The sequence below is a fragment of the Corynebacterium heidelbergense genome, assembly GCF_028609845.1.
GTDB lineage: Bacteria > Actinomycetota > Actinomycetes > Mycobacteriales > Mycobacteriaceae > Corynebacterium > Corynebacterium heidelbergense.
The window spans coordinates 2172999-2193490 of the sequence record NZ_CP063191.1 but is presented as its reverse complement, the minus strand read 5'-3'; the positions used below and the strand labels follow the sequence as shown (position 1 = coordinate 2193490).

At 66.2% G+C, this 20492-nt stretch carries 16 protein-coding genes and 1 tRNA gene; 4 read left to right on the top strand and 13 right to left on the bottom strand.

The features are described from left to right. Positions 1–65 precede the first annotated feature (65 nt). On the bottom strand, positions 66–956 hold the full coding sequence (locus tag CHEID_RS09730) for a DMT family transporter (protein WP_112769687.1): 891 nt from the start codon (positions 954–956) through the stop codon (positions 66–68). A gap of 163 nt (positions 957–1119) precedes the next feature. Here CHEID_RS09730 and CHEID_RS09725 point away from each other — a divergent pair, with 163 nt between their 5' ends. Together CHEID_RS09725 and CHEID_RS09720 are read left to right on the top strand one after the other, a co-directional pair. Beyond that, a complete protein-coding gene (locus tag CHEID_RS09725) occupies positions 1120–2385 on the top strand; it encodes an aspartate kinase (protein ID WP_112769690.1) in 1266 nt (421 codons plus the stop codon). Between the two features lie 57 nt (positions 2386–2442). Continuing rightward, positions 2443–3474: an aspartate-semialdehyde dehydrogenase gene (locus CHEID_RS09720; protein WP_112769686.1), complete on the top strand. Its 1032-nt coding sequence runs from the start codon at positions 2443–2445 to the stop codon at positions 3472–3474. On the opposite strand, the gene CHEID_RS09715 is transcribed toward CHEID_RS09720, so the two are convergent. Genes CHEID_RS09715 through CHEID_RS09705 form a run of 3 tightly spaced genes read right to left on the bottom strand, consistent with a single transcriptional unit; the run spans position 3471 to position 6733 of the window. Further along, complete coding sequence (locus CHEID_RS09715) at positions 3471–4745, bottom strand: ferrochelatase (RefSeq protein ID WP_112769685.1); 1275 nt, start codon at positions 4743–4745, stop codon at positions 3471–3473. The genes CHEID_RS09720 and CHEID_RS09715 overlap by 4 nt on opposite strands. 32 nt (positions 4746–4777) lie before the next feature. After that, entirely contained in the window at positions 4778–6127 is a 1350-nt protein-coding gene (locus CHEID_RS09710) for a TIGR01777 family oxidoreductase (protein ID WP_112769684.1), read from the bottom strand. A gap of 30 nt (positions 6128–6157) precedes the next feature. Beyond that, a complete protein-coding gene (locus tag CHEID_RS09705) occupies positions 6158–6733 on the bottom strand; it encodes an RNA polymerase sigma factor (protein ID WP_112769683.1) in 576 nt (191 codons plus the stop codon). A gap of 304 nt (positions 6734–7037) precedes the next feature. Between CHEID_RS09705 and CHEID_RS09700 the strand changes: the two genes are divergently transcribed. Together CHEID_RS09700 and CHEID_RS09695 are read left to right on the top strand one after the other, a co-directional pair. Continuing rightward, a complete protein-coding gene (locus CHEID_RS09700) occupies positions 7038–8663 on the top strand; it encodes a catalase (protein WP_112769682.1) in 1626 nt (541 codons plus the stop codon). A gap of 159 nt (positions 8664–8822) precedes the next feature. Continuing rightward, complete coding sequence (locus tag CHEID_RS09695; RefSeq protein ID WP_112769681.1) at positions 8823–9248, top strand: organic hydroperoxide resistance protein; 426 nt, start codon at positions 8823–8825, stop codon at positions 9246–9248. A gap of 10 nt (positions 9249–9258) precedes the next feature. On the opposite strand, the gene CHEID_RS09690 is transcribed toward CHEID_RS09695, so the two are convergent. The 9 genes from CHEID_RS09690 to CHEID_RS09650 form a co-directional block, all read right to left on the bottom strand. Further along, positions 9259–9657: a Na+/H+ antiporter subunit G gene (locus tag CHEID_RS09690; protein ID WP_112769680.1), complete on the bottom strand. Its 399-nt coding sequence runs from the start codon at positions 9655–9657 to the stop codon at positions 9259–9261. A gap of 5 nt (positions 9658–9662) precedes the next feature. Beyond that, positions 9663–9941: a monovalent cation/H+ antiporter complex subunit F gene (locus CHEID_RS09685; RefSeq protein ID WP_112769679.1), complete on the bottom strand. Its 279-nt coding sequence runs from the start codon at positions 9939–9941 to the stop codon at positions 9663–9665. Beyond that, entirely contained in the window at positions 9938–10879 is a 942-nt protein-coding gene (locus CHEID_RS09680; protein ID WP_202973257.1) for a Na+/H+ antiporter subunit E, read from the bottom strand. The genes CHEID_RS09685 and CHEID_RS09680 overlap by 4 nt, the downstream gene beginning before the upstream one ends. A gap of 11 nt (positions 10880–10890) precedes the next feature. After that, on the bottom strand, positions 10891–12576 hold the full coding sequence (locus CHEID_RS09675) for a monovalent cation/H+ antiporter subunit D family protein (RefSeq protein ID WP_112769678.1): 1686 nt from the start codon (positions 12574–12576) through the stop codon (positions 10891–10893). Continuing rightward, positions 12577–13002, bottom strand: a complete 426-nt coding sequence (locus CHEID_RS09670; protein WP_112769677.1) for an NADH-quinone oxidoreductase subunit K — start codon at positions 13000–13002, stop codon at positions 12577–12579. Then, positions 12999–16244 (bottom strand): DUF4040 family protein, encoded by a 3246-nt coding sequence (locus tag CHEID_RS09665; protein WP_112769676.1) that lies wholly within the window; start codon positions 16242–16244, stop codon positions 12999–13001. Before CHEID_RS09665 ends, CHEID_RS09670 begins: the two co-directional genes overlap by 4 nt. A gap of 285 nt (positions 16245–16529) precedes the next feature. After that, a tRNA-Pro gene (locus CHEID_RS09660) sits at positions 16530–16606 on the bottom strand. Between the two features lie 139 nt (positions 16607–16745). Beyond that, on the bottom strand, positions 16746–17654 hold the full coding sequence (locus CHEID_RS09655; RefSeq protein ID WP_112769675.1) for a metallophosphoesterase: 909 nt from the start codon (positions 17652–17654) through the stop codon (positions 16746–16748). 121 nt (positions 17655–17775) lie between these two features. Further along, the gene (locus tag CHEID_RS09650) at positions 17776–20007 is read right to left on the bottom strand and encodes a transglycosylase domain-containing protein (RefSeq protein WP_337956026.1); all 2232 of its coding nucleotides are present in this window, start codon (positions 20005–20007) and stop codon (positions 17776–17778) included. Positions 20008–20492 lie beyond the last annotated feature (485 nt).

Here is a 20492-nt window from a genome sequence, read left to right as displayed (position 1 = left end):
GCGGCTTACCCCCTGTGGTGTGCGTTTACTGCGGTGCCGGGCGCTCGGCCCGCCTTGCAGCGTAGTCAACCCCCCCGAGGTTCCGCCTGTTGAGCGGTGTTGCCGCTGGTCAAGGTCGATCGGGAGAGGACGATGGTGCCGGCAATCATGATGATCAGCGCCGCGGCCATGAGGATCCATTGGGCGCCGTGGGCCTGCACCCGTTCGCCGAGGATGGCGTAACCGAGGGCAAAGGCAACTATTGGTTCCACAATGGTCATCGCAGGCAAGCTATCGCGCAGATCCCCCAGGTTGAAGGAGGCCTGCTGCACCGCCACCCCGATCACCGCACCACCAAGCAGCGCGTGGAACTCCCAGGCCCCCACTAGCTGCGATAGTCCCTGGTGGGTGAACACATCCACCACGGCCTTGGACAGCACCGCCACGTAGCCCATGATTCCGCCGGTGATGGCGCCCAGGATCAGAGCCATCTCATTGCCCAACCAACGCCGCGTCACCGCGAACAGGGCGAGCATCGCCCCCGCACCGATGAGCAGGGCAATGACCCAGCGCCGCTCTGGCGGCTGGGTCAGCCCGGGGCTGGGGCGCCCCAACACCACGAGCACCGCGACCGCTGCCGTGAGCAGCGCGGCCCACAGTGCCTCCACGCGCGAGATTCGGCGCCCCTCCACCCGCGCCGCCAGCGGCAGTGTGAACATAAGAGACAGCACCAAAATGGGCTGGACCACGAGGAGCGTGCCGAACCCCAGGGCCACGATCTGAAGGCCGTAACCGCCCAGAGCGCAGAACAGTCCCAGCCACCACAACGGCTGAATGATGGAGCGCCACACGGTGGAACGGACCGGGGCATCCGGGTCCGGCTCCTCGCCGACATAGTGCCGCAGCACCGTCCCCAAGGCGATAGTGAGCGCCGAAAGAAGGGCGAACACAATCGCCAAGAGGTTGTTCACAGACATCGCTTCCCAAGGTTAAGCGAAAAGGGCGGATAGGAGGGACCCGGGAGGCGAAGAGATCCGTGGGCTGGCCTGCGGTAGGGTGGCACAGAAACGAACTACGAACTGGCTGGGCGCAGCTCGAAAATGAGCAGCCCCTCGAATGCACATGAAGAAGGTGAACACCGTGGCCTTGGTCGTCCAGAAGTACGGCGGCTCCTCCCTGGAGAGCCCCGAACGCATCCGGCGTGTCGCGGAACGGATTGTGGAGACCAAGAAGCAGGGCAATGACGTCGTCGTCGTGTGCTCGGCGATGGGGGACACCACTGACGAGCTGCTGGAAATGGCAGAGCAAGTCAACCCCGTGCCGCCTGCCCGCGAGATGGACATGCTCCTCACTGCCGGGGAACGCATCTCCAACGCCCTCGTGGCCATGGCCATCGAATCCTTCGGGGCCAAGGCGCAGTCCTTCACCGGTTCCCAGGCGGGTGTGCTCACCACGGAGCGCCACGGCAACGCCCGGATCGTGGACGTCACCCCCGGTAGGGTGCGGCAGGCCCTGGACAACGGCAAGATCTGCCTGGTCGCAGGTTTCCAGGGCGTCAACCGTGAAACAAAGGACGTGACCACGCTGGGCCGGGGCGGGTCGGACGCCACCGCCGTGGCTATCGCCGCCGCACTCGAGGCGGATGTGTGCGAGATCTACAGCGACGTGGACGGGGTCTATACAGCGGACCCCCGCATCGTGAAGAATGCGAAGAAGCTGGACACAATCTCCTTCGAGGAGATGCTGGAGATGGCAGCGGTGGGCGCGAAGGTGCTGATGCTGCGCAGCGTCGAATATGCCCGGGCCTTCAACGTGCCGTTGCGAGTTCGCTCCTCGTACAGCACGGACATCGGCACCCTAGTTTCCGGATCAGTGGAGGACATCCCCATGGAAGAAGCAGTACTCACGGGCGTGGCGCAGGACCGCTCCGAGGCCAAGATCACCGTCCAGGGCATCCCGGATAACCCGGGGGAGGCCGCCAAGGTCTTTCGGGCAGTCGCCGATGCGGAGATCAACATCGACATGGTGTTGCAGAACATCTCCCGGCTGGAATCCAACAAGACGGACATCACTTTTACCTGCCCCCGGGCCGACGGGCCGCGCGCCGTGCAGCTACTCACCGCGATGAAGGACGCCAACGGCTGGAGCTCCGTGCTTTACGACGATCAGATCGGGAAGGTCTCCCTCGTGGGAGCCGGGATGAAGTCCCACCCCGGCGTGACCGCAGACTTCTGCGAGGCCCTGCGGGACACCGGCGTGAACATCGAGCTGATCAGCACCTCGGAGATTCGAATCTCCGTCCTCATCCGCGACACGGACGTGGACACCGCGGTGGCCGCCCTCCACGAGCGCTTCCAGCTCGGCGGGGACGAAGAGGCCACCGTGTACGCCGGAACGGGCCGCTAGGTACCACCAACCCCTACTAGCTAGACATCCACCATCTGGAAGGATGACCGAAGGATCATGACCACACTCGCTGTCATCGGAGCCACCGGACAGGTCGGGCGCGTGATGCGCACCATCCTGGAGGAACGAAACTTCCCCGCCGACAAGATCCGCTTCTTCGCCTCCGCCCGCTCCGCCGGCACGAAGCTCACCTTCCGAGGGCAGGACGTGGTGGTGGAGGATGTGGCAGCCACCGCCACCGAGGACTTGGCGGGGATAGACATCGCGCTGTTCTCCGCAGGTGGGGGCACCTCCCGTGAGCATGCCCCCCGCTTCGCGCAGGCCGGTGCGATCGTGGTGGACAACTCCTCGGCCTGGCGCAAGGACCCGGAAGTTCCCCTTATCGTCAGCGAGGTGAACCCGCAGGCCGCCCGGGAAGTGTCGAAGGGCATCATCGCCAACCCCAACTGCACCACGATGGCTGCCATGCCGGTGCTGGGACCCCTCCACGCCGCAGCCGGGCTGACCCGCCTGCGGGTCAGCTCCTACCAGGCGGTTTCCGGTTCCGGCCTGGCCGGCGTCAACGCGCTGATCAACCAGACGCGGGACAACATCGGGCGCCTGGAGGAGCTGGTGCGGGAGGGCTCAGCGTTGCAAATCGAGGATCCGGCGCCCTACGTGGCCCCAATCGCCTTTAACGCGCTACCCATGGCGGGCAACCTCGTGGATGACGGGACCGGCGAAACGGATGAAGAACAGAAGCTGCGCAACGAGTCCCGGAAGATTCTGGGGATCCCGGAGCTCAAGGTCTCCGGCACCTGCGTGCGGGTGCCCGTTCTCACGGGGCACACCATGACCGTGCACGCCGAGTTCGATTCGCCCATCACCCCCGAGCGGGCTGAGGAGATTCTCGCCGCGGCGCCGGGCGTACGGCTCGTGGACGTGCCCACCCCGCTTGCCGCGGCGGGTATCGATGAGTCCCTCGTCGGCCGCATCCGCCAGGATCAATCCGTCGACGACGGCCGGGGCCTGGTGGTGGTGGTTTCTGGCGACAACCTCCGCAAGGGCGCGGCCCTCAACACCATCCAGATCGCGGAGCTGCTGGTTTAGCGCTCCGCCCCGCAGCAGCCGGGCGCGCAGGGGGAGCCGTTGACGGTGTTGCCGAAGTTCGGCACGGTCCCGTACTTGGCCACGATCGCGCGCGCGGCCTGCTGCTGCTCGCTGAGGCCCTCGCCGGGTGCGAGCACCTCCGGCCGCCTGATGAGCGCGGCGAGATTGTCCACCACCATGGCGGCGAACTCCGGGGTTAGTCCGGGGGTTGCGGTGCGAACATAGGGCACCCCCGCCTCTTCGGCGGCCTCTTTGGCCTCCGTGTCCAGGTCCCACTTGACCTCCATATGGTCCGTGATGAACCCCACGGGGCACAGCACGATCGCCCGGGTGTTCCCCGCTGCGGCGCGGGCTTCGATGTGGTCGCACACGTCCGGTTCGAGCCAGGGGGTGTGCGGCGAGCCGGATCGGGACTGCCACACCATCTCCACGTCCAGGTCCGTGCCGGAACCCATGTCGATGCCGGCGGGTACCCCGGTGGTGGCCGGCCCATCGGGGCGCCCACCGACCTTCTTGCCGCTGGCCAACTGCCCGGTCCACGCCTCGGTGGCCGCAGAGCCCGGCCGGTCTGCGAAGCGGGTGGACTGCTGAATGAGGCGTGCGCTATCGAGGACTTGCTGGGAGTAGAGGTTGCCGCCGAATTTGTGGGGCCCGGCCTCGTCGTCGGCAACATTGGGTACGGAGTGGGCCGTGAACACGAGGTCCGCGGTCTCGCGGGCGTGCTCCGGCAGCTCCGCCACGGCGGCTTCCACCGCAGCGGCGAATTGGGCGATGAAGGTGGGGTTGTCGTGGAAGTGCGGCAGGCGCTCCACGGTGGGGGGCTGCAAGCCGGCCTTCTCCACGGCGGCGCGGGCGCGGGCGACGTCCTCGTGGTACTGCCGACACCCGGAGTAGCCGCCCCAGGCGGACGTGGCGAAGACGTAGACCTGGGTGATGCCATCCCGGGTCATGCGAAGCAGGGTGTCCTCCACGTAGGGTTCCCAGTTGCGGTTGCCGAAGTACACCGGAATGTCCGCGCCCCGGCGGGCCAGCTCCGCCTCGATGTTGGCGATGAGCTCCAGGTTCTGCTCATTGATTGGGGACTTCCCGCCCATCGCGAAGTAGTGTTCCCCCACTTTCTCCAGGCGGTGGCGGGGGATGCCCCGGCCGCGGGTGACGTTTTCCAGGAAGGGGACAACGTCCTCCGCCTTGTTGGGCCCGCCGAAGCTCAAGACCATGAGGCCGATCTTCGCGGGGGTGGAGTTATTCGCTGCAGCGGGTGAGTTCGTCATGGCTCCCCATAGTAGGCCAGTGGGGACAGGTGCTACTCCTTACACAGCTCGTGGCGCAGCGCGCTGGCCAGGTCCGGGTGGCGGAAGGGATGCTCCATGGCCTGCAGGGCGGCGGGGACCACATTCTGGTCGGCAAGGGCGAGTTCCTGGGCGCCGCGCTGCCCGAAGACGAGGGCGGGAGCTGCGGCGGGTATGGGGATGGTGGGCCAGCCCCCGCCCACGTCCGCGAGAATCTCGGTGAATTCCGCGTTGGTTACGGTCTGGGGCGCAACGGCGTTGATGGGACCGCTGAGCTTCGGGTCGACCAGGGCGCGGTGGTAGATGTCCGCGGCATCGTCCACGCCGATCCACGCAAAGTGCTGGGTGCCGGGGCCGAGCCGCCCCCCGCCGAGCAGCACGTTGGCCCGCAGGAGGGACAGCAGCGGGGAACCGCCCGCGAGGACGAGGCCGCTGCGAATGTTGCTCACCCGCAGCCCGGCGGCCCGAGCGGGTTCGGTGGCCCCCTCCCAGTCCTCGACGATCTGGGCGATGTCCCCGCCGCCGGTGGGGGCGGTCTCGTCTGCGGGTTCTGATCGGGAGTTGCCGTAGAGGCCCACGGCGGAGGAGCAGACGAAGGTGTCGATGCCCTCGGTGCGGGCGGCGAGCTCGGCGAGTAGGCGGGTCGGTTCCACGCGGGAGTCGCGGACGGCGCGGATGTGCTTGTCCGTGAAGCGGCCCGCGATGGGTTCCCCGGCGAGGTGGATGACGCTGTCCATCCCCTCCAGCAGGTTCGGCGCGGGGTTGTGGGGATCCCACTTGCGCCGAGTTCCGGTCGTGCTCCGGGCGCTGCGGGAGAGCTTGATCACCGTGTGGCCGGCGGTGGTGAGCAGGGCGCATAGCTGGGTGCCGACGAGGCCATCGGCGCCGGTCACGGCCACGGTTCGTGGGGCGCGGTGCGCGGACCATTGCGCGGCGTGGCGGAGGTGGGTGAGGTCCGCGTGGAGTTGATTGTGGCGGTAGTTAAACATCCCGGCCAGTAGGTGGGCGGCGAGCCCGCCGGGGGCCCGGGTGGTGAGGGTGTCCGTGACCGTGGTGGCGTTGCCCTCAGCGGCGAAGTGGTGCAGGTGGTGCCAGCCGGTGAGCTGCTTGAGACCGGTGGTGGTGCACAGGTCCCCGAACTGCTCGTTGGGTACGTAGTCCTGCGGTTGGTGGTCTGCGCGCCAGATGAGTTTGCCGGGGAGCGCGAAGACGGTAGTTCCGTCGCGCAGGTTGTCGGCCTGCTCCACCAGCTTCATGCGACTGTGGGTGGGGGTCAATCGGACGACTGCGCCGGGTCGGGTGTGCCAGTCCCATACCTCAGGGAGGGGGAAGTTGACGCTGTGGCGGTAGGTTACGGTTCCCATGCGCTTCTAGCGTAGTGCTTGGGGACGCCCCTAACCGGCGCGCTGAGCGCGAGTGGTCTGTTGTTGCATGTCCACAAGGTCCGCGCGGGCTCGAGCCACGCGCGAGCGGATGGTGCCCACCCGCACGCCCGCGATGTGGGCCGCTTCGGCGTAGGAGTAACCGAGCACCTGGGTGAGAACGAGGGCTTCCCGCCGTTCCGGGTCCAGGGCGTTGACCATGGCCTGCGTGTCCACCCATTCGGCCCAGGACTGGCTGCCCGCCGTCTCGGGGGCGGGGCGCTGGGAGGTTGCGTCGTCGATATCGGCGGTGGACTTGCGGGGGCGGGCCATATCGTGGCGGATGCTGTCCACCCACACGCGTCGGGCCAGGGAGAGGATCCAGGTTCGGGCGGTAGAGCGCGCGGCAAAGCGGGGCAGGGCAGTGAGCACGCGCAGATAGGTCTCTTGGGTGAGGTCATCTGCCCGGTCCGTGTCCGCCAAGTGGGCAAGGAGTCGCCAGACGTCGTCGTGGGTGGCCGCGATGAACTGGGACAGGGCGGCCCGGTCTCCCTTGGCGGCGCGCAGGGCCAGTTCAGTGACCGCTGCGTCGGTTGGCGAGGCACTCATAAGGGCAGCTTAGCAGGTGAAAAAGGCTGCACTTAACGCGCAGGTTGCATAGGCTAAGATAACTTCTGGTTATAGATCCAGAATTTGTCGATAATGTCCGGATATCAATTGAATGTCTCCGAAAGTTCTGGCACTCTGGGATATGACCGCCAAAGCGACGTACCGCGGAATGGCGTCCCTAAAGAGAGAAACGGGGTTTTTCGGAACCGCCCGCAACGGGACTGCCCACCGGTAGAGGCGCAGACGCAGCCCACAACTTTCCCACCATCGACGAACCGCAGACAGCGATAACCAGGAGGAATTGATGTCTGACCAGAATCTGACCGCTAAGGACGTGGCAAGCCGCGGCGTATGCCCGGTAACCGGCCACTCCACCAACCAGAACGGTTCCCCCGTCTACACGGAGGAGCACTCCGCGACCGTCGGCGACCAGGGCCCCATTGCCCTGCACGACATCCACCTTGTGGAAAAGCACGCCCACTTTAACCGCGAGCGCATCCCGGAGCGCAACGTCCACGCCAAGGGCTCCGGTGCTTTTGGCGAGCTGATCATCACCGAGGACGTCTCCCAGTACACCAAGGCTGACCTCTTCCAGCAGGGTCGCGTAACCCCGATGCTCGCCCGCTTCTCCACCGTCGCCGGTGAGCAGGGCTTCCCCGATACCGTCCGTGACGTGCGCGGCTTCTCGCTGAAGTTCTACACCCAAGAGGGCAACTACGACATCGTGGGCAACAACACCCCGGTGTTCTTCCTCCGTGACGGGATGAAGTTCCCGGACTTCATCCGCTCCCAGAAGCGCCTGGCCGACCAGGGCACCCGCAGCGCCGACATGCAGTGGGACTTCTGGACCCGCAGCCCGGAGACCGCCCACCAGGTCACCTACCTCATGGGCGACCGGGGCATCCCGAAGAATTTCCGCCACATGGACGGCTTCTCCTCCCACACCTACCAGTGGATCAACGCCGCTGGTGAGCGCTTCTGGGTGAAGTACCACTTCAAGTCCCGCCAAGGCTGGGAGTTCTACACCGACGAAGAAGCCGGCCAGATCCTTGCCGGTGGCAACTTCGACGAGGCACGCACTGACCTCTACGAGGCCATCGAGCGCGGGGACTACCCCGTGTGGGACGTCAAGGTGCAGATTATGCCGATCGCTGAGGCGGCCAACTACCGCTGGAACCCCTTCGACCTGACCAAGACCTGGTCCCAGAAGGACTACCCCCTCATCCCGGTGGGCCACTTCACCCTCAACGAGAACCCGCAGAACTTCTTCGCCCAGATTGAGCAGGCCGCGTTCGCGCCCTCCAACCTGGTGCCGGGCGTGGGCTTCTCCCCGGACAAGATGCTGCTGGCCCGCGTGTTCGCCTACGCCGACACGCAGCGCTACCGCCTCGGTGTGAACCACCACCAGCTGCCCTCCAATCGCCCGATCGTGGAGCAGAAGAACTCCTACGCTAAGGACGGTGCGGCCACCTACGAGTTCCCGCCCGCAGGCACCCCGGTGTACTCCCCGAACCGCCACGGTCGCGCTGACGGCATCAACGATGTCAGCGACGGCTCCGGCGTCGTGGAGAAGGGCGTGGACGCAGGCCAGTCCAAGTACGGCTTCGGCCGCGGCCAGGAGTCCGCAACCGGCCTGGCAGCGGACCTCGGCCTGTTCGACGACAACTACGGCGGCGACCTGACCCGCGGTGCCTACGTGCGCCACCCGGAGGATGACGACTTCATCCAGGCCGGCATCCTCGTCCGCGAAGTCTTGGACGATGCCGCCCGCGAGCGCCTCGCCGGCAACATCGCCCGGGCCATGGACGGCGTGTCCGACCAGGTCGAGCAGCAGTGCTGGACCTACTGGGGCCGCGTTGACGAGAACCTCTGCAAGCGCGTGCAGGAGCTCTACGAAGAGACCAAGAATCCGCAGCTGACCGGCTCCTAAAAACCACCCTGGTCGGCGCTCACTCCCCGTCGACCGGCCAGAAGTGAACGGCCCCGAGCATCCTGGACCCCCTTCACGGGGGACGGGCCGGGGCCGTTTTCCCTATCCTGGAACACGGACAACGCACAACAGAGCTACTCCCGAGGAGTTAACCCGAACATGAGCGATGCACTCTACACAGCAAAGGCACTGTCCACCGGCGGCGGCCGCGATGGCCACGTCGCTACCGACGACCGGATCCTCGACCTCAACGTCCGGCCCCCCAAGGCCCTCGGCGGTTCCGGGGAGGGCACGAACCCGGAGCAGCTCGTTGCCGCGGGGTGGGCCGCCTGCTTCAATGGCGCCCTGCAGAAGATCATGAAGGACACTGGGGTGGACGTCACCACCTCCCCCGAGGTTCGCGTGGAGGTCAGCCTCAACAAGGTCGAGTCCGGCTTCGAGCTCTCCGCCGCTATCCACGCGATCATCTTCGACGTGGATACCGAGAAGGCCACGGACCTGGTGAACAAGGCCCACGAGTTCTGCCCCTACTCCCGGGCGATGCGCGGCAACATTGCCGTGGACGTGTCCGCCGAGGCGAAGTAGGACCGTTAGCCTACTTCGGCTCCTTCACCTTCTTGCCGCCAGACAGCGGCACGGTGTGATCCCAGTGGGTGGCGTGCAAGGCGCGACCCATTACCGAGGAGCCGGCCGCCTGGACCACAAGAAGGCCGGTGATCGCCAATACCGACTTCAGCAGGATGCCCAGTTCGAAGCCTTGGGTATCCCACGTGTGCACCAGGTTCGCCGCGATAAGCAGCGGTAGCCCCACGCCCACCCCAGGCCCCAGCATGTTGATCTGACTGATCGCATCTGGGGCCAAATACATGGCCCGGGCCGACGCAAAAACGAAGATGGAGCCCGCGATGACCAACACCGCACACAGGCCCGCTCCCAGCCAGCTCATCTCGCTGTAATGCACCATGTCCTCAGCGGCCAACACAGTGGTCAGCATGGCATCTACCGCCTTCCTCGGGTGATGATCCGGGCGTAGGCGATAGTGCTCAAGGGGCCCAGCAACCCGGCGATCAGCGCCACCTCAAAGGTAATGGCGCTGCGGAAAAACAAACTGTGCAGCAGGAACAACGCCGCCACCGTCATAAAGATCATGTCGGAACACACCGCGCGGCGGGCGTCGTTGTGGGTGGACACCGTCCGCCACATCAACATCAGTAGGGCCACCACGATGACCACCGCGGCGATCGACGCGGCTGCAGATAGTAAACCCTCGGGGTTCATCGGTGCCGCTCCTCTCTGTCCTCATCATCCCGGTCGTCATCGGGGTTGTCCGGGCCGGGATCGCGATCCTCCCGCGCGGCGTCCTCCTCCTCGGCCCGGCGGGCCTCGGTGTCGTCCGGGCCCTCGTCGGCAGTGGGGTAATCCAGCTCCCCCGGCTCCGCCATCGGTTTGGCCTCCGGGGCCGGGGCGATCTCCGGTGGCATGTCATTGGCCCGTTCCTCGCCGACGTCCGGGTCGGCGATCTCCACGGTATCCGGGTCCTGCTTATCGGTATCCGTCGCCGCCCCTGGGGGCTCTTGCTGGTTGGCGGGCTGGTGCCGGGAACTATCGTGCATCTCCTGGGCCACATACTCCTCGGTATGCGGCGTGGAATCCAGCTTCTCCACGTCAAAAACCGTCTCATCGGAGGCGCGCCCGCCGCGGGTGCCGCGGAAACCGCGGGGACCGGGTCGGCCCCGCTCTACCAGGTCCTCCGCGCGGAAGTTGCGCTCCACCCCGCGCACCGAGGGGGCCAGGTGCTCCTCCATGTCCGCCAGGCTGTGCAGCAGCTCGCAGGGGTCCTGGCCGTACATGGCGTGGACCGCGAGGAAGCGCTGCGCCGTCTCCCGTCCGTAGGCGTCGTACTCCTTGCTGGCCACCCCGTGCGCATCGTGCAACGAGCGCTCTCCAGCCACCGCGTCGTAGTCCACCTCCTTGGGGCCGGTGACTCCCAGCGCTAGGGTCCCTGGCGTCATGGTGATGGAGGCAATGAGCGCGGCAATATCCCGCTCCTTATTGACGCGCAGGGGGTAATAGATCACTACGGGGGCGATCTTGCGCCCGCTGCCCAGAGTGTCCACCGTCATCGTGATGGATTCCTTGATGACCTGGCCGGTCAGCCACACCGCGTACCACAGACTGTGTCCCGTGGCCTTGGCTATCGTTCCAATTGACCTCATGAACTCCACCCTCACCTCTGCCCGCTGGGCTTGTCCTCGGGGCCGGGGGTCACGGCATTCTCCAGCGAGCGCTGTGCCCCGCCCAGTCCGCTGGGGCCTCGTTGATCTGCGGGGATGTGGTCGAGTCCGGAGGGCCCGGGCGTCAAGACCTGGCCTTGCAGACGTTCACCCCCGGATACCGCACGAACATAGGCCGTCGTGTCCGTGAGATCCTTGGCCGCGCGGCCCGTGATATTGAACAGCGGCCCGGCAGCGGCGAACATCACTAGACTCAACGCCATGAGCACCGCGGAGGGGTACACGAACCGCCGGTTCACGGCTAGGGACTTTGCAGCCTCGTTGGGGTTCATCGGCCTGCCCCAGAAGACCTCCCGCCACACGTAGAGCATGGACAGTAAGGCCCCCATGCCCGCCACGATGATGGCGATGATCGCCGTCCACGCCAGCCAGGAGCCCTGGTGGGCGATGCCCCAGATCAGCGCGAGCTTGCCCCAGAGACCGGAGAACGGGGGGAAGCCGACAATGGCCAGCGCCCCCGCGGCGAAGACAACGGAGGGGAAGGGGTCCCGGTGCAATAGGCCGGACAGTGGGCGGATCTTGCCGAAGCCGTAGGTCTCCTCGATGGATCCCGCCGCGGTGATGAGGGAGCAGGCCACCACCATGTGGTGAACCATGTAGTACAGCGCGGCGCTAAGGACGAGGGTGCCGTTGTTGGAGACGAAGGCCAGGGCGATGAGCATGAAGGGCACGCCGTTGACCATCTGGTAACCCAGGACCGCGCGCATCGAGGATTCCGCCAGTCCCGCGAAGGCGCCGATGAGCATGCCCGCGACGGTGAAGCCAAGAATGCCCCACGCCCAGGCGGGATCCCCCTCGAACACGACCATGAAGACACGGAAGATCGCGTAGACCGCAACCTTGGTGTGCAGGCCGGAGAAAAGGGCCATCACCGCGGGGGAGGTCGCCGGGTAGGCCCGGGGGAGCCACGTGTGGACGGGGGCGAGGCCGGCCTTCACTGCGAGGGCGAGCAGTACCACGCCCAGGGCAGCCAGCAGTTGCCATTGCGTGCCGAAGACGCCGGGGGCGAAGTGCTCGGTGCCGCGGGGGCCGGCCGCTCCGGCGAGGGCGGCGAGGTTGGTGGTGCCCACGACCCCGTAGGTGAGGGCCACGCCGGTGAGCAGCAGCATGGAGGTGATGAGGTTCACCACGATGAACATGCGCGCGGCGGCGAGGCGGGCCCACGTTCCCGTCATCGCGAGCAGCCCGAAGGAGGGCATGAGCATCACTTCGATAAAGACAAACAGGTTGAACAGGTCCGCCGTGAGTAGGGCTCCCCAGGCCCCGCCGAGCAGCATGAGGCATAGCGCGGGGTAAAAGCGGGCCTGGGACTCGCCTACGACGTCCGCGAACCAGTTGGCGGCGAAGGCAACGACTGCGGAGGCGACCAGCATGAGGGCGGTGAGCGTGTCGGCGACGAAGGGGATGGAGATGCCGCTGGCGAATGCGCCCACATTATCGGCGACGACGCCATCACCGGCGCGCAAGATGACTAGCAAGTATGCGCCGCCAGCCGCTCCGAAGGCGGGGACCGCGAGGTTAAGGACCCGGTTGATGAAACGGGCCGGGTTGATCGCGGCGAAGGCGGCGGTGCCCAGTGGAATGACGATGAAGAGGCTCAGCAGAGCGGGGGAGGGCATCTAGCGGACCTCCTCCCGCTCCGAGCGGCGCTTGGCCCGCTTCGAATCGGGTTGGATGTGCTGGGCCTGCTGGCCGAGCGTGCCCAGGGAGCGGAACAGACGGGCGGCGCGCTCCGGGATTTCGGCGGCGCTGGTATCGTCATCGCGCCCCACTGCGGCTAGGGCCAGCATCACCGCGACGGAGGCCATGGAGATGACGATCGCGGTGAGGACGAAGGCCTGCGGGAGGGGGTCTGCGGCCTCTGCCAGGCCGGTGCGGTGGACCAGTGGATCGCCCCGCCAGGCCCCCACACCGGTGGCCAGCAGCAGCAGGTTAACGCCGTGGCTGAGCAGGTTGATGCCGATGATGATGCGCAGCATGCCGCGCTGGAGCACCATGTACACGCCTCCGCCGACGAGGATGGCGATGATAGCGGCGATAATCATGGCGCTTCTCCGTTCTGCTGGTCTGAGCCGGGGGTCGGCTGTGTCGATGCTGGTGGGGGACTCTGGGGGGACCTCTGCGGGGGACGTTTCGCCTCCTCGCGTTCCAGCCGGTGCATCTCCTCGGTGCGGGTTTCCGCCTCGTGGACAGCGGAGGGGTTCAGCAGGATGGCCGAACCGCCGGCGGTGATGGGCCGCGGTCCTACCCCGGAGCGGGACTTCTTCGTGTCGGGGGCCGGTTTGCTGGCCCCATCGGGGTGTGGACGGGTGGGGGCAGGGGCCTTCGCTTCCGCGTAGCTGGGGCGCAGGCCTAGTTTGCGCAGCCGACGGCTGGTCAACTGCTCCAACCGGGGCAGGCGCTCCGGCACGTCGGCACCGGGGCGGTCCCGTCCGCCCATGAAGTTCACCGCCACGATGACCAAGCCGATCACCGCGGAGTACACGCCCAAGTCGAAGACGAGGGAGGTGGATAGGTGGACGGAACCGAGGTGGCCGTGGATCGGGGAAAGGAAGCTGCCGTGGGCCACGAGGCCCACCAACCCAGTGGCGAGGGATAGCAGAATGCCGCCTCCGATGAAGAGGTAGCCCGTGTCGGGCTTGCCGATGCTGCGGGCCCGAGCCTGGCCGATGTACCACATGAGAATCGCGCCCGCGATGATGAGAGCACCCAGGAATCCACCACCGGATTCCTGGTGCCCCCGCCAGACGGTCAGCGCCGAGAGGATTCCGAGGACCGGCAGCAGGGGGTAGAGCAACATCCGGGTGGGGATGGAGTTCAGATGCGTGCTGCGCAAATACTTGGAGTAGAAGGGGGCCAGCTCCGGGATTTTATGCACATCCGCGAAACGGTGAGACCCCTCCGCCCGGAAGAGCTCGGAGGTGGAGCCCGGCCCATACCCCGGCACCGGGGACTTGGGGATGGATCGGATGATCGCGGCAATGACGACCCCTGCCATTCCCAGCACGGACAGCTCTCCGAGCGTGTCCAGCGCACGGAACTCCACGAGGATGACGGCGACAACGTTGTTGCCGCCGGAGACCTCGGGGGCCTCTTGTAGGTACCACTGTGCTAGTTGGGGCCGTTCATGCCGGCCGAGCAGCAGCCAGACTGCAAAGAAGGTGACAGTTCCCACAAGAATGGACACGGTGGTGGCGAATTTCGCCCGGTTGAGCCCTTCCCGCAGGTACAGACGGGGCTGATGGCGGACGACCATCATGAACAGCACCACTACCGCGAACTCAACAAGGAGTTGCGTCTGGGCCACGTCCGGGGCCCCGAGGGTCAACATCATCCAGGAGGTCCCAATGCCCGCCACCCCGGCGAGAATGACGGAGGCCACCCGAGAGCGCGTGGACACGATCCCCACGACGGAACCGGCGATGATGATGAGACCGACGAGATCGCCGAGCTGATCGATCCCCGGCACGCGGGGCGGCAACGCGGCGATCCCGGCGAGGCGCCCGGGCCCCAGCAACCCCATGAAACCGAGGGCCACGAGGGTGAGGAGTATCCACACGACGTGCCGGTTGGGCGAGAGACTCTCGGCCGGCTTGGACACATAGCGCGACCAGCGCACACATATGCGGGTGACGGCGTTGAGGAGATCCGCGCCCGTGGCGATGCCCAGCTTGCGGCCGTAGAGCACTGCGAAGATCCGCCGCCGGGCGAAGATCCCGCACAGGCCCAGCGCGAGCACCGCGACGGAGATGAGGAAGGGCACCGTGATGCCGTGCCAGAGGGACAGGTGCGTGTGTGTCTCCCCTACACCCGTGGCCTGGGCAATCGCGTCCAGAAAATGCCCACCAGAGTGCATGACGAGCACGATCGGCAGGGAGAGCACACCGGGCAGCGCGGCCGGTAGCCAGAGGCCGATCTCCGCCTCCCGCACCTTGGACTCATCCTTGGGCCCATCGATGAACGCGCCGAACACATAGCGGGCCGAGTACATAAAGGTGGCCAGGGCCCCGAACCCCGCAACGGCGAGTAGGGCAATGACTCCCGCGTGGGGGAGGGGAGCCTCCGTGAATGCCTCCAGCATGCCCTCCTTGGACACGAAGCCGAAGGTGGGCGGAATGGCCGCCATGGAGGAGGCGGCGATGACCGCGGACCAGAAGGTGAAGGGCATGCGGTTGTACAGCGGGCCCAGGCGCCGCATGTCGCGGGATTTGGCCTGGTGATCCACCACTCCCACGAGCATGAACAGGGAGGACTTGAACAGTGCGTGAGCCGCAGTGTGCACCGTTGCTGCGACGAGCGCCGCGGGCGTTCCGACACCGATCGTCGCCACAATCCAGCCCAGTTGGGAGACCGTGGAGTACGCCGTGAGCTTCTTCAGGTCCGTCTTCTGCATCGCGTACACGGCCGCCATGACGGCGGTGGCCATCCCCACGACGATGAGCAGGAGATGCCAGAGCGGCACCCCATTGAACAGCCCGGAGAAGCGCATGAGCAGGTAGATGCCGGCCTTCACCACCGCAGCGGCGTGGAGGAAGGCGGAGACGGGGGTATCCGCCGCCATCGCCTCCGGAAGCCAGAAGTGGAAGGGCAGTTGAGCGGCTTTGGAAAAACCCGCCATCGCGACGAGTAGCGCAACGATCGCCGTGAGGGTGGGGTGTTGATCCCACACCGGGGAGGTGAGGATGAGGGAGAGCTGTGTGGTGCCGGACATGGCGGCGGCGATTCCCAGTGCGGACGCCAGGAACAATCCGCCGGCGAAAGTCAGCACGAGGGTGCGACTGGCCCCGGCCTCACCGCTGGAGCCGGCGCGGGCGATGAGGAAGAAGGAGGCCAGGGAGACGAGTTCCCATCCCACGAAGAGCAGGGCGACATCGTCGGCGAGGAGTAGCAGCACAACGGAGACCATGAAGGCCGTCATGAGCACGTAGAAGCTCATCACCCGCTTGCCCGGGTGCAGGTAGCGGGTGGAGTACACGAAGACGATGGCCCCGATGAGCAGCGCCAGCAGGGTGAAGAACATGCTGAGTGCGTCCATCCGCAGGGCGAACTGCACGTCGCCGGAGCCGGGTTTCCCCGGGATTCCCGTGAGCAGGCCCCGCACCCAGGTCACTGTCCACCGCTCGGTGTCCCCGGCGATGATGGGGTGGGCGTGCGCGATGATGTAACCCGCGAGGGCCACGAAGGTCAGGGACAGTGGCCATCCGGCGTTGCGGTCGAAGAACCGGACGAAGACGGGCACGAGGGCAAGGGCGATTGCGAGGACAACGGGAATGGCAATTAAAGCCACGTGATTACAACACCCCAGCTCTGCTTTGGAAGATTCTCTGCGCGACGGAGGGCGGTGCGGTGGAAGCACCGATCCGGCGGTTTATGTCGGATGGCGTTCGTGGGCGTGCGCACGCGAGCATTATGCGGTTAGCTTGCACTTTTTTCGCCCAGTCAGACTCGGACAGTTTATCATTTCCCCCTTTTCCCCAGGTGGTGGGGGAAGTGGGCGCCTATAAATCCCTTTGTGTTCCCCCTGGATGCGGCGGCGAGCCCCCCGTGTGCTCGACGTACGCGTTGAAGCTAATGGTCGGGGTAACAGGATTTGAACCTGCGACCTCTTCGTCCCGAACGAAGCGCGCTACCAAGCTGCGCCATACCCCGTGAATTTTTTCGCGCGCGCCCTGGTTGACCACAAGCTTGGGCCCGGCGGGACATGCGCCATCCGCCGTCGAGCGCACAGGGGAACACTATAGCCGGGCGCATCAAGCGGGAGCAAAACCCCTGTGCGGCTTGGGGGCGGCTAGCTGTGGGGGCCGGGCCGCTCGGTGACGTGGATGAGGGTCGCCGAGGGCCGGCAGAAGGTGCGGAAGGGCACGTACTTGGAGTTACCCAGGCCGTTCGTGACATGCAGCCACATGCGCTCGGTCCAGCGGGACAAACCCCACGCGCGGGCCCGGTCGATTCCGCAATTTGTGACGATGCTGCGGTGGCCCGGCAGGCAGAGCTGGCCGCCGTGGGTGTGCCCGCACAGGGCGAGCTGGTAGCCGTCGAAGGCAAAACGGTCCAGCACGCGTGGCTCCGGGGAGTGGCTGAGGGCCAGGGCAAGGTCCGCTTCGGGGTTGGGGTGGCCGACGATGCGGTCGTAATCATCCTGGTCGCAGTGGGGGTCGTCCACCCCGGCGGCGGCGAGCTTGATGCGGCTGGGTTGATCCAGTCCCACCGCGTGGGTATCGATGCTGAATTCCAAGCGCTGGTGGGTCGCGTCCTGCCATCCGCGTTCGATGAAGGCCGCGCGCATCCCGCGCCACGGCAGCTCCACGTCGCTGTGCTCCCGTTTCTTGCCGATGAGGTAGTTGACCGGGTTTGCGGGGCGGGGGGCCCAGTAGTCGTTGGAGCCGAAGACGAACAGCCCCGGCCGGTTCAGCAGCGGGTCCAGGGCGCGCAGGACCGCCGGCACGGCCTGGATCTCCCCGAGGTTGTCCCCCGTGTTCACTACGAGATCCGGTTCTAGGGCATCCAGGGCCGCAACCCGGTCCTGTTTGGCGTGTTGGCTATCCAGCATGTGCAGGTCGGAGAGGTGCAGGATGCGCAGGGAGGCCCAGTCCCGCGGCAGCGTCCCGGGGGCGAGGAGGGGGACGGTCACCTCGTGTAGCTCGAATTGCCGGATTTCTCTATTGGACGCCAGGAGCACACTCGTTGCCGCCGCCATCCCCACCCCGGCGGTGCGGAGCAGTGGGTTCAGGCGGGTGGGTCGAGGTTGGGGCGATCTACTCACCCTTGCGAGTGTAGCGGCCGGGGTGGGTTGGGCCCGGGGGCGGAGGCGGCGGGTATCAGCGGTGCAGGAACTGGTTGACCAGGTCCTCTACGTTGTTGGCGAGATCCTGCAGGTTGGGGGCTTGGTCCCCGGTGCGGGGCCCGAAGCCGGGCAGGGGTAGGGGAGTTCCGAAGAGGTCGCGGCGGTCTCGGGGCGGCCCGATGTTATCGAACCGCCCATTACCTTTTAGGTATTTGGGATCCACCGGGGGTAGTCCGCCTCCGCCGTATTTCCCGGCCATGTCCCGGGATACGGCGAAGAAGGTGCGGGCGGGTTCCTCTCCACCGAAGAGGTCGCCGTTCCCGCACTGGCGTACCGGGCGGGAGCACAGGGGAGAGGGCGTGCCACCGTCGTTGAAGATGTAGGTGGCGCCGGCCCAGCGGGGGGTGAAGCCCATGAATGCGGAGGAGAAACTGGTTTCCGTGGTGCCGGTCTTCGCGGAGATGGGGCCGTTCCACCCTTCTGCCCCGGCGGCACCGGCGGCGGTTCCGGTGCCTGTGGCATCCCCGGCCAGACCGTTGGCCAGGGCATCCGCCACTGGTTTGGCCAGGACCTGTTCGCAGGGCTTGCGCTTGATCTTCTCCTCATTGCCTTCCGGTCCGGTCACGCTGAGAACGGGGTTCGGTTCGCACCACCGGCCGTGGTCGGCGAGGGAGGCGGCAACATTCGCCAGCTCCAGGGGATCCACAGCGGTGGGACCTAGGGTGAAGGAGCCGAGCTTCGTGGTCTTCACGTAGTCCGCGATGGAGTACTGGTCGTTGAAGGTCTTCGGCGCCTTGTAGGAGCGCAGCCCCAGGTTCACCGCGATGTCCACGGGGCGGTTCACGCCGGTTTCCTTGAGCATGTTCACGAATGGCGTGTTGGGGCTGGTCGCCAGGGCTTGGCGGAGGGACATTGCCCCGGCGTAGGGGCCGGAGTTCTCCACGCAGTACTTGCCGGCGGGGCAGTTGGGCGCTCCCCCGTCGCCCATGCCTTCGATCTCCACCCGCTTGGGTACGGCAAGCATGCTGTCGAGGCCCATTCCCTGTTCTAGGGCAGCGGCCGCGGTGAAAACCTTGAAGATGGACCCGGCCCCATGGCCCTGGAGGGAGTGGGTTAGCGGCATGACGGTTTGCTGCTGGTTCGTGTCCAACCCATAGGCCCGGGAGGATGCCATGGCTACGACCTCATGGGAATCCTTGGCGGGGGTGATGAAGTTGGTGGCCTGTGCGACCCCGGGTTGGGTGGGGCTGACCTTCGCGGCGGCTTCCGCTTCCGCGCGGCGCTGGGCCTCGCGGTCCAGGGTGGTCTTGATGGTGTAACCGCCGCGGGAGATCTTCTCCTGGTCGAAGCCTTGGTCCTTGAGCCAACCGAGGGCGTAGTCGCAGAAGAACCCCGCTCCCCCCGCGCCGATGCAGCCGTTGGGATGGCCGCCGGGCTTGTCCAGGATGCCGAGCGGTTCCTTGGCCAGTTGGTCAGCTTCGGGCTGGGTGAGGGTGCCCGCGGTCACGCGTGCCTGCAGAACCTGATTGCGCCGTTCCGTGGCCCCGGTCGGGTTGGCCCAGGGGTCCAGTGCGCTGGTGGATTGAACCACCCCGGCCAGCAGCGCAGCCTGGCTGGAGTTGAGGTCTACGGCACTGATGCCGAAGTAGGTCTGGGAGGCCTCTTCGATGCCGAAGGCCCCGTGGCCGAAGGAGATGAGGTTGAGGTACCGGGCCAGAATTTCGTCCTTGCCAAAGGTGCGGTCCAGCTCGGAGGCCATCTTCATCTCGCGCAGCTTGCGCGGGATCGAGGTCTCGATGGCGGCGGCTTGTTCCTGCTCGGTATCGGCGGAGATGAGATAGAGGTAGTTCTTGACGTACTGCTGGTCGATTGTGGAGGCGCCTTCCTCCACGCCGCCGCTGGACAGGTTGGCCACGAGGGCGCGGACGGAACCCCGCACGTCCACCCCTTTGTGCTCATAGAACCGGCGGTCCTCGATGGCGACGATGGACTTCTTCATCTGATCGGAGATGAGATCCGGGGTGACTGGGGTGCGCCGCTGGTCGTAAATCCACGCAATCGGCTGGCCGTCGCGGTCCGTGACGGTGGTGGTGCGGGGCAACGAGGAGTTGCTAGTGATGTCGTCCAGATTGCTGTTCATCGTCTGCGCGGAGGTGTTCACCACCGCCGCCCCGGCCACGACGAGCGGAAGCAGGGAAATGGCCACGAGCGTCCCCGCAATGAGGATTGCCGCGGTCAGTCTCCGGAGGGCCTGCTCTTTGTCCACCCCCAACACCCTAGCTGACCCTCGGGACACCGAGAACACTATTTCCAACCCCAGCGACGCCGGGTTCATTCCCGCCGTTGCGGGGGCTAGAGGGGGTAGTAACGGGGGTAATTTGGGCGGCCCAAATCGGTCCGCAGGCGGGTGCTGAAAGTGGCCGGCCCGACTGCCGTTGGGTGGGGGTGGCGTGAGTCTCTCAGAACAGTTGTTGGGCCGCCGGTGACCTGCGAAGTTGTTTTAAAATCTGAACAAAATCTGTTTAGATACCAAATAGAAACATGTGTATGTTTCGGGCTTACTACCAGCTAGCTGGCGCTACCCGGGTGTCGCAGGGCCCGTACCCTCATAGTGTGATCTATTCGACATTCCGCCGCCATGCCGGTTAGCATTACCCGCAAAGCCGTGACCGAGATCACATAGAGCGTTTTCTCGGCCCAGGGAGTCGCAGCAGCCCCCGTGCTCCCTATCCTTTCCGGTCCACCGTTTCC

Excerpts from the sequence above, each read along its gene's own strand:
- CHEID_RS09730 (WP_112769687.1), bottom strand. The coding sequence starts at position 956 with ATGTCTGTGAACAACCTCTTGGCGATTGTGTTCGCCCTTCTTTCGGCG.
- CHEID_RS09720 (WP_112769686.1), top strand. The coding sequence starts at position 2,443 with ATGACCACACTCGCTGTCATCGGAGCCACCGGACAGGTCGGGCGCGTG.
- CHEID_RS09715 (WP_112769685.1), bottom strand. The coding sequence starts at position 4,745 with ATGACGAACTCACCCGCTGCAGCGAATAACTCCACCCCCGCGAAGATC.
- CHEID_RS09710 (WP_112769684.1), bottom strand. The coding sequence starts at position 6,127 with ATGGGAACCGTAACCTACCGCCACAGCGTCAACTTCCCCCTCCCTGAG.
- CHEID_RS09705 (WP_112769683.1), bottom strand. The coding sequence starts at position 6,733 with ATGAGTGCCTCGCCAACCGACGCAGCGGTCACTGAACTGGCCCTGCGC.
- CHEID_RS09700 (WP_112769682.1), top strand. The coding sequence starts at position 7,038 with ATGTCTGACCAGAATCTGACCGCTAAGGACGTGGCAAGCCGCGGCGTA.
- CHEID_RS09695 (WP_112769681.1), top strand. The coding sequence starts at position 8,823 with ATGAGCGATGCACTCTACACAGCAAAGGCACTGTCCACCGGCGGCGGC.
- CHEID_RS09690 (WP_112769680.1), bottom strand. The coding sequence starts at position 9,657 with ATGCTGACCACTGTGTTGGCCGCTGAGGACATGGTGCATTACAGCGAG.
- CHEID_RS09685 (WP_112769679.1), bottom strand. The coding sequence starts at position 9,941 with ATGAACCCCGAGGGTTTACTATCTGCAGCCGCGTCGATCGCCGCGGTG.
- CHEID_RS09680 (WP_202973257.1), bottom strand. The coding sequence starts at position 10,879 with ATGAGGTCAATTGGAACGATAGCCAAGGCCACGGGACACAGTCTGTGG.
- CHEID_RS09675 (WP_112769678.1), bottom strand. The coding sequence starts at position 12,576 with ATGCCCTCCCCCGCTCTGCTGAGCCTCTTCATCGTCATTCCACTGGGC.
- CHEID_RS09670 (WP_112769677.1), bottom strand. The coding sequence starts at position 13,002 with ATGATTATCGCCGCTATCATCGCCATCCTCGTCGGCGGAGGCGTGTAC.
- CHEID_RS09655 (WP_112769675.1), bottom strand. The coding sequence starts at position 17,654 with ATGGCGGCGGCAACGAGTGTGCTCCTGGCGTCCAATAGAGAAATCCGG.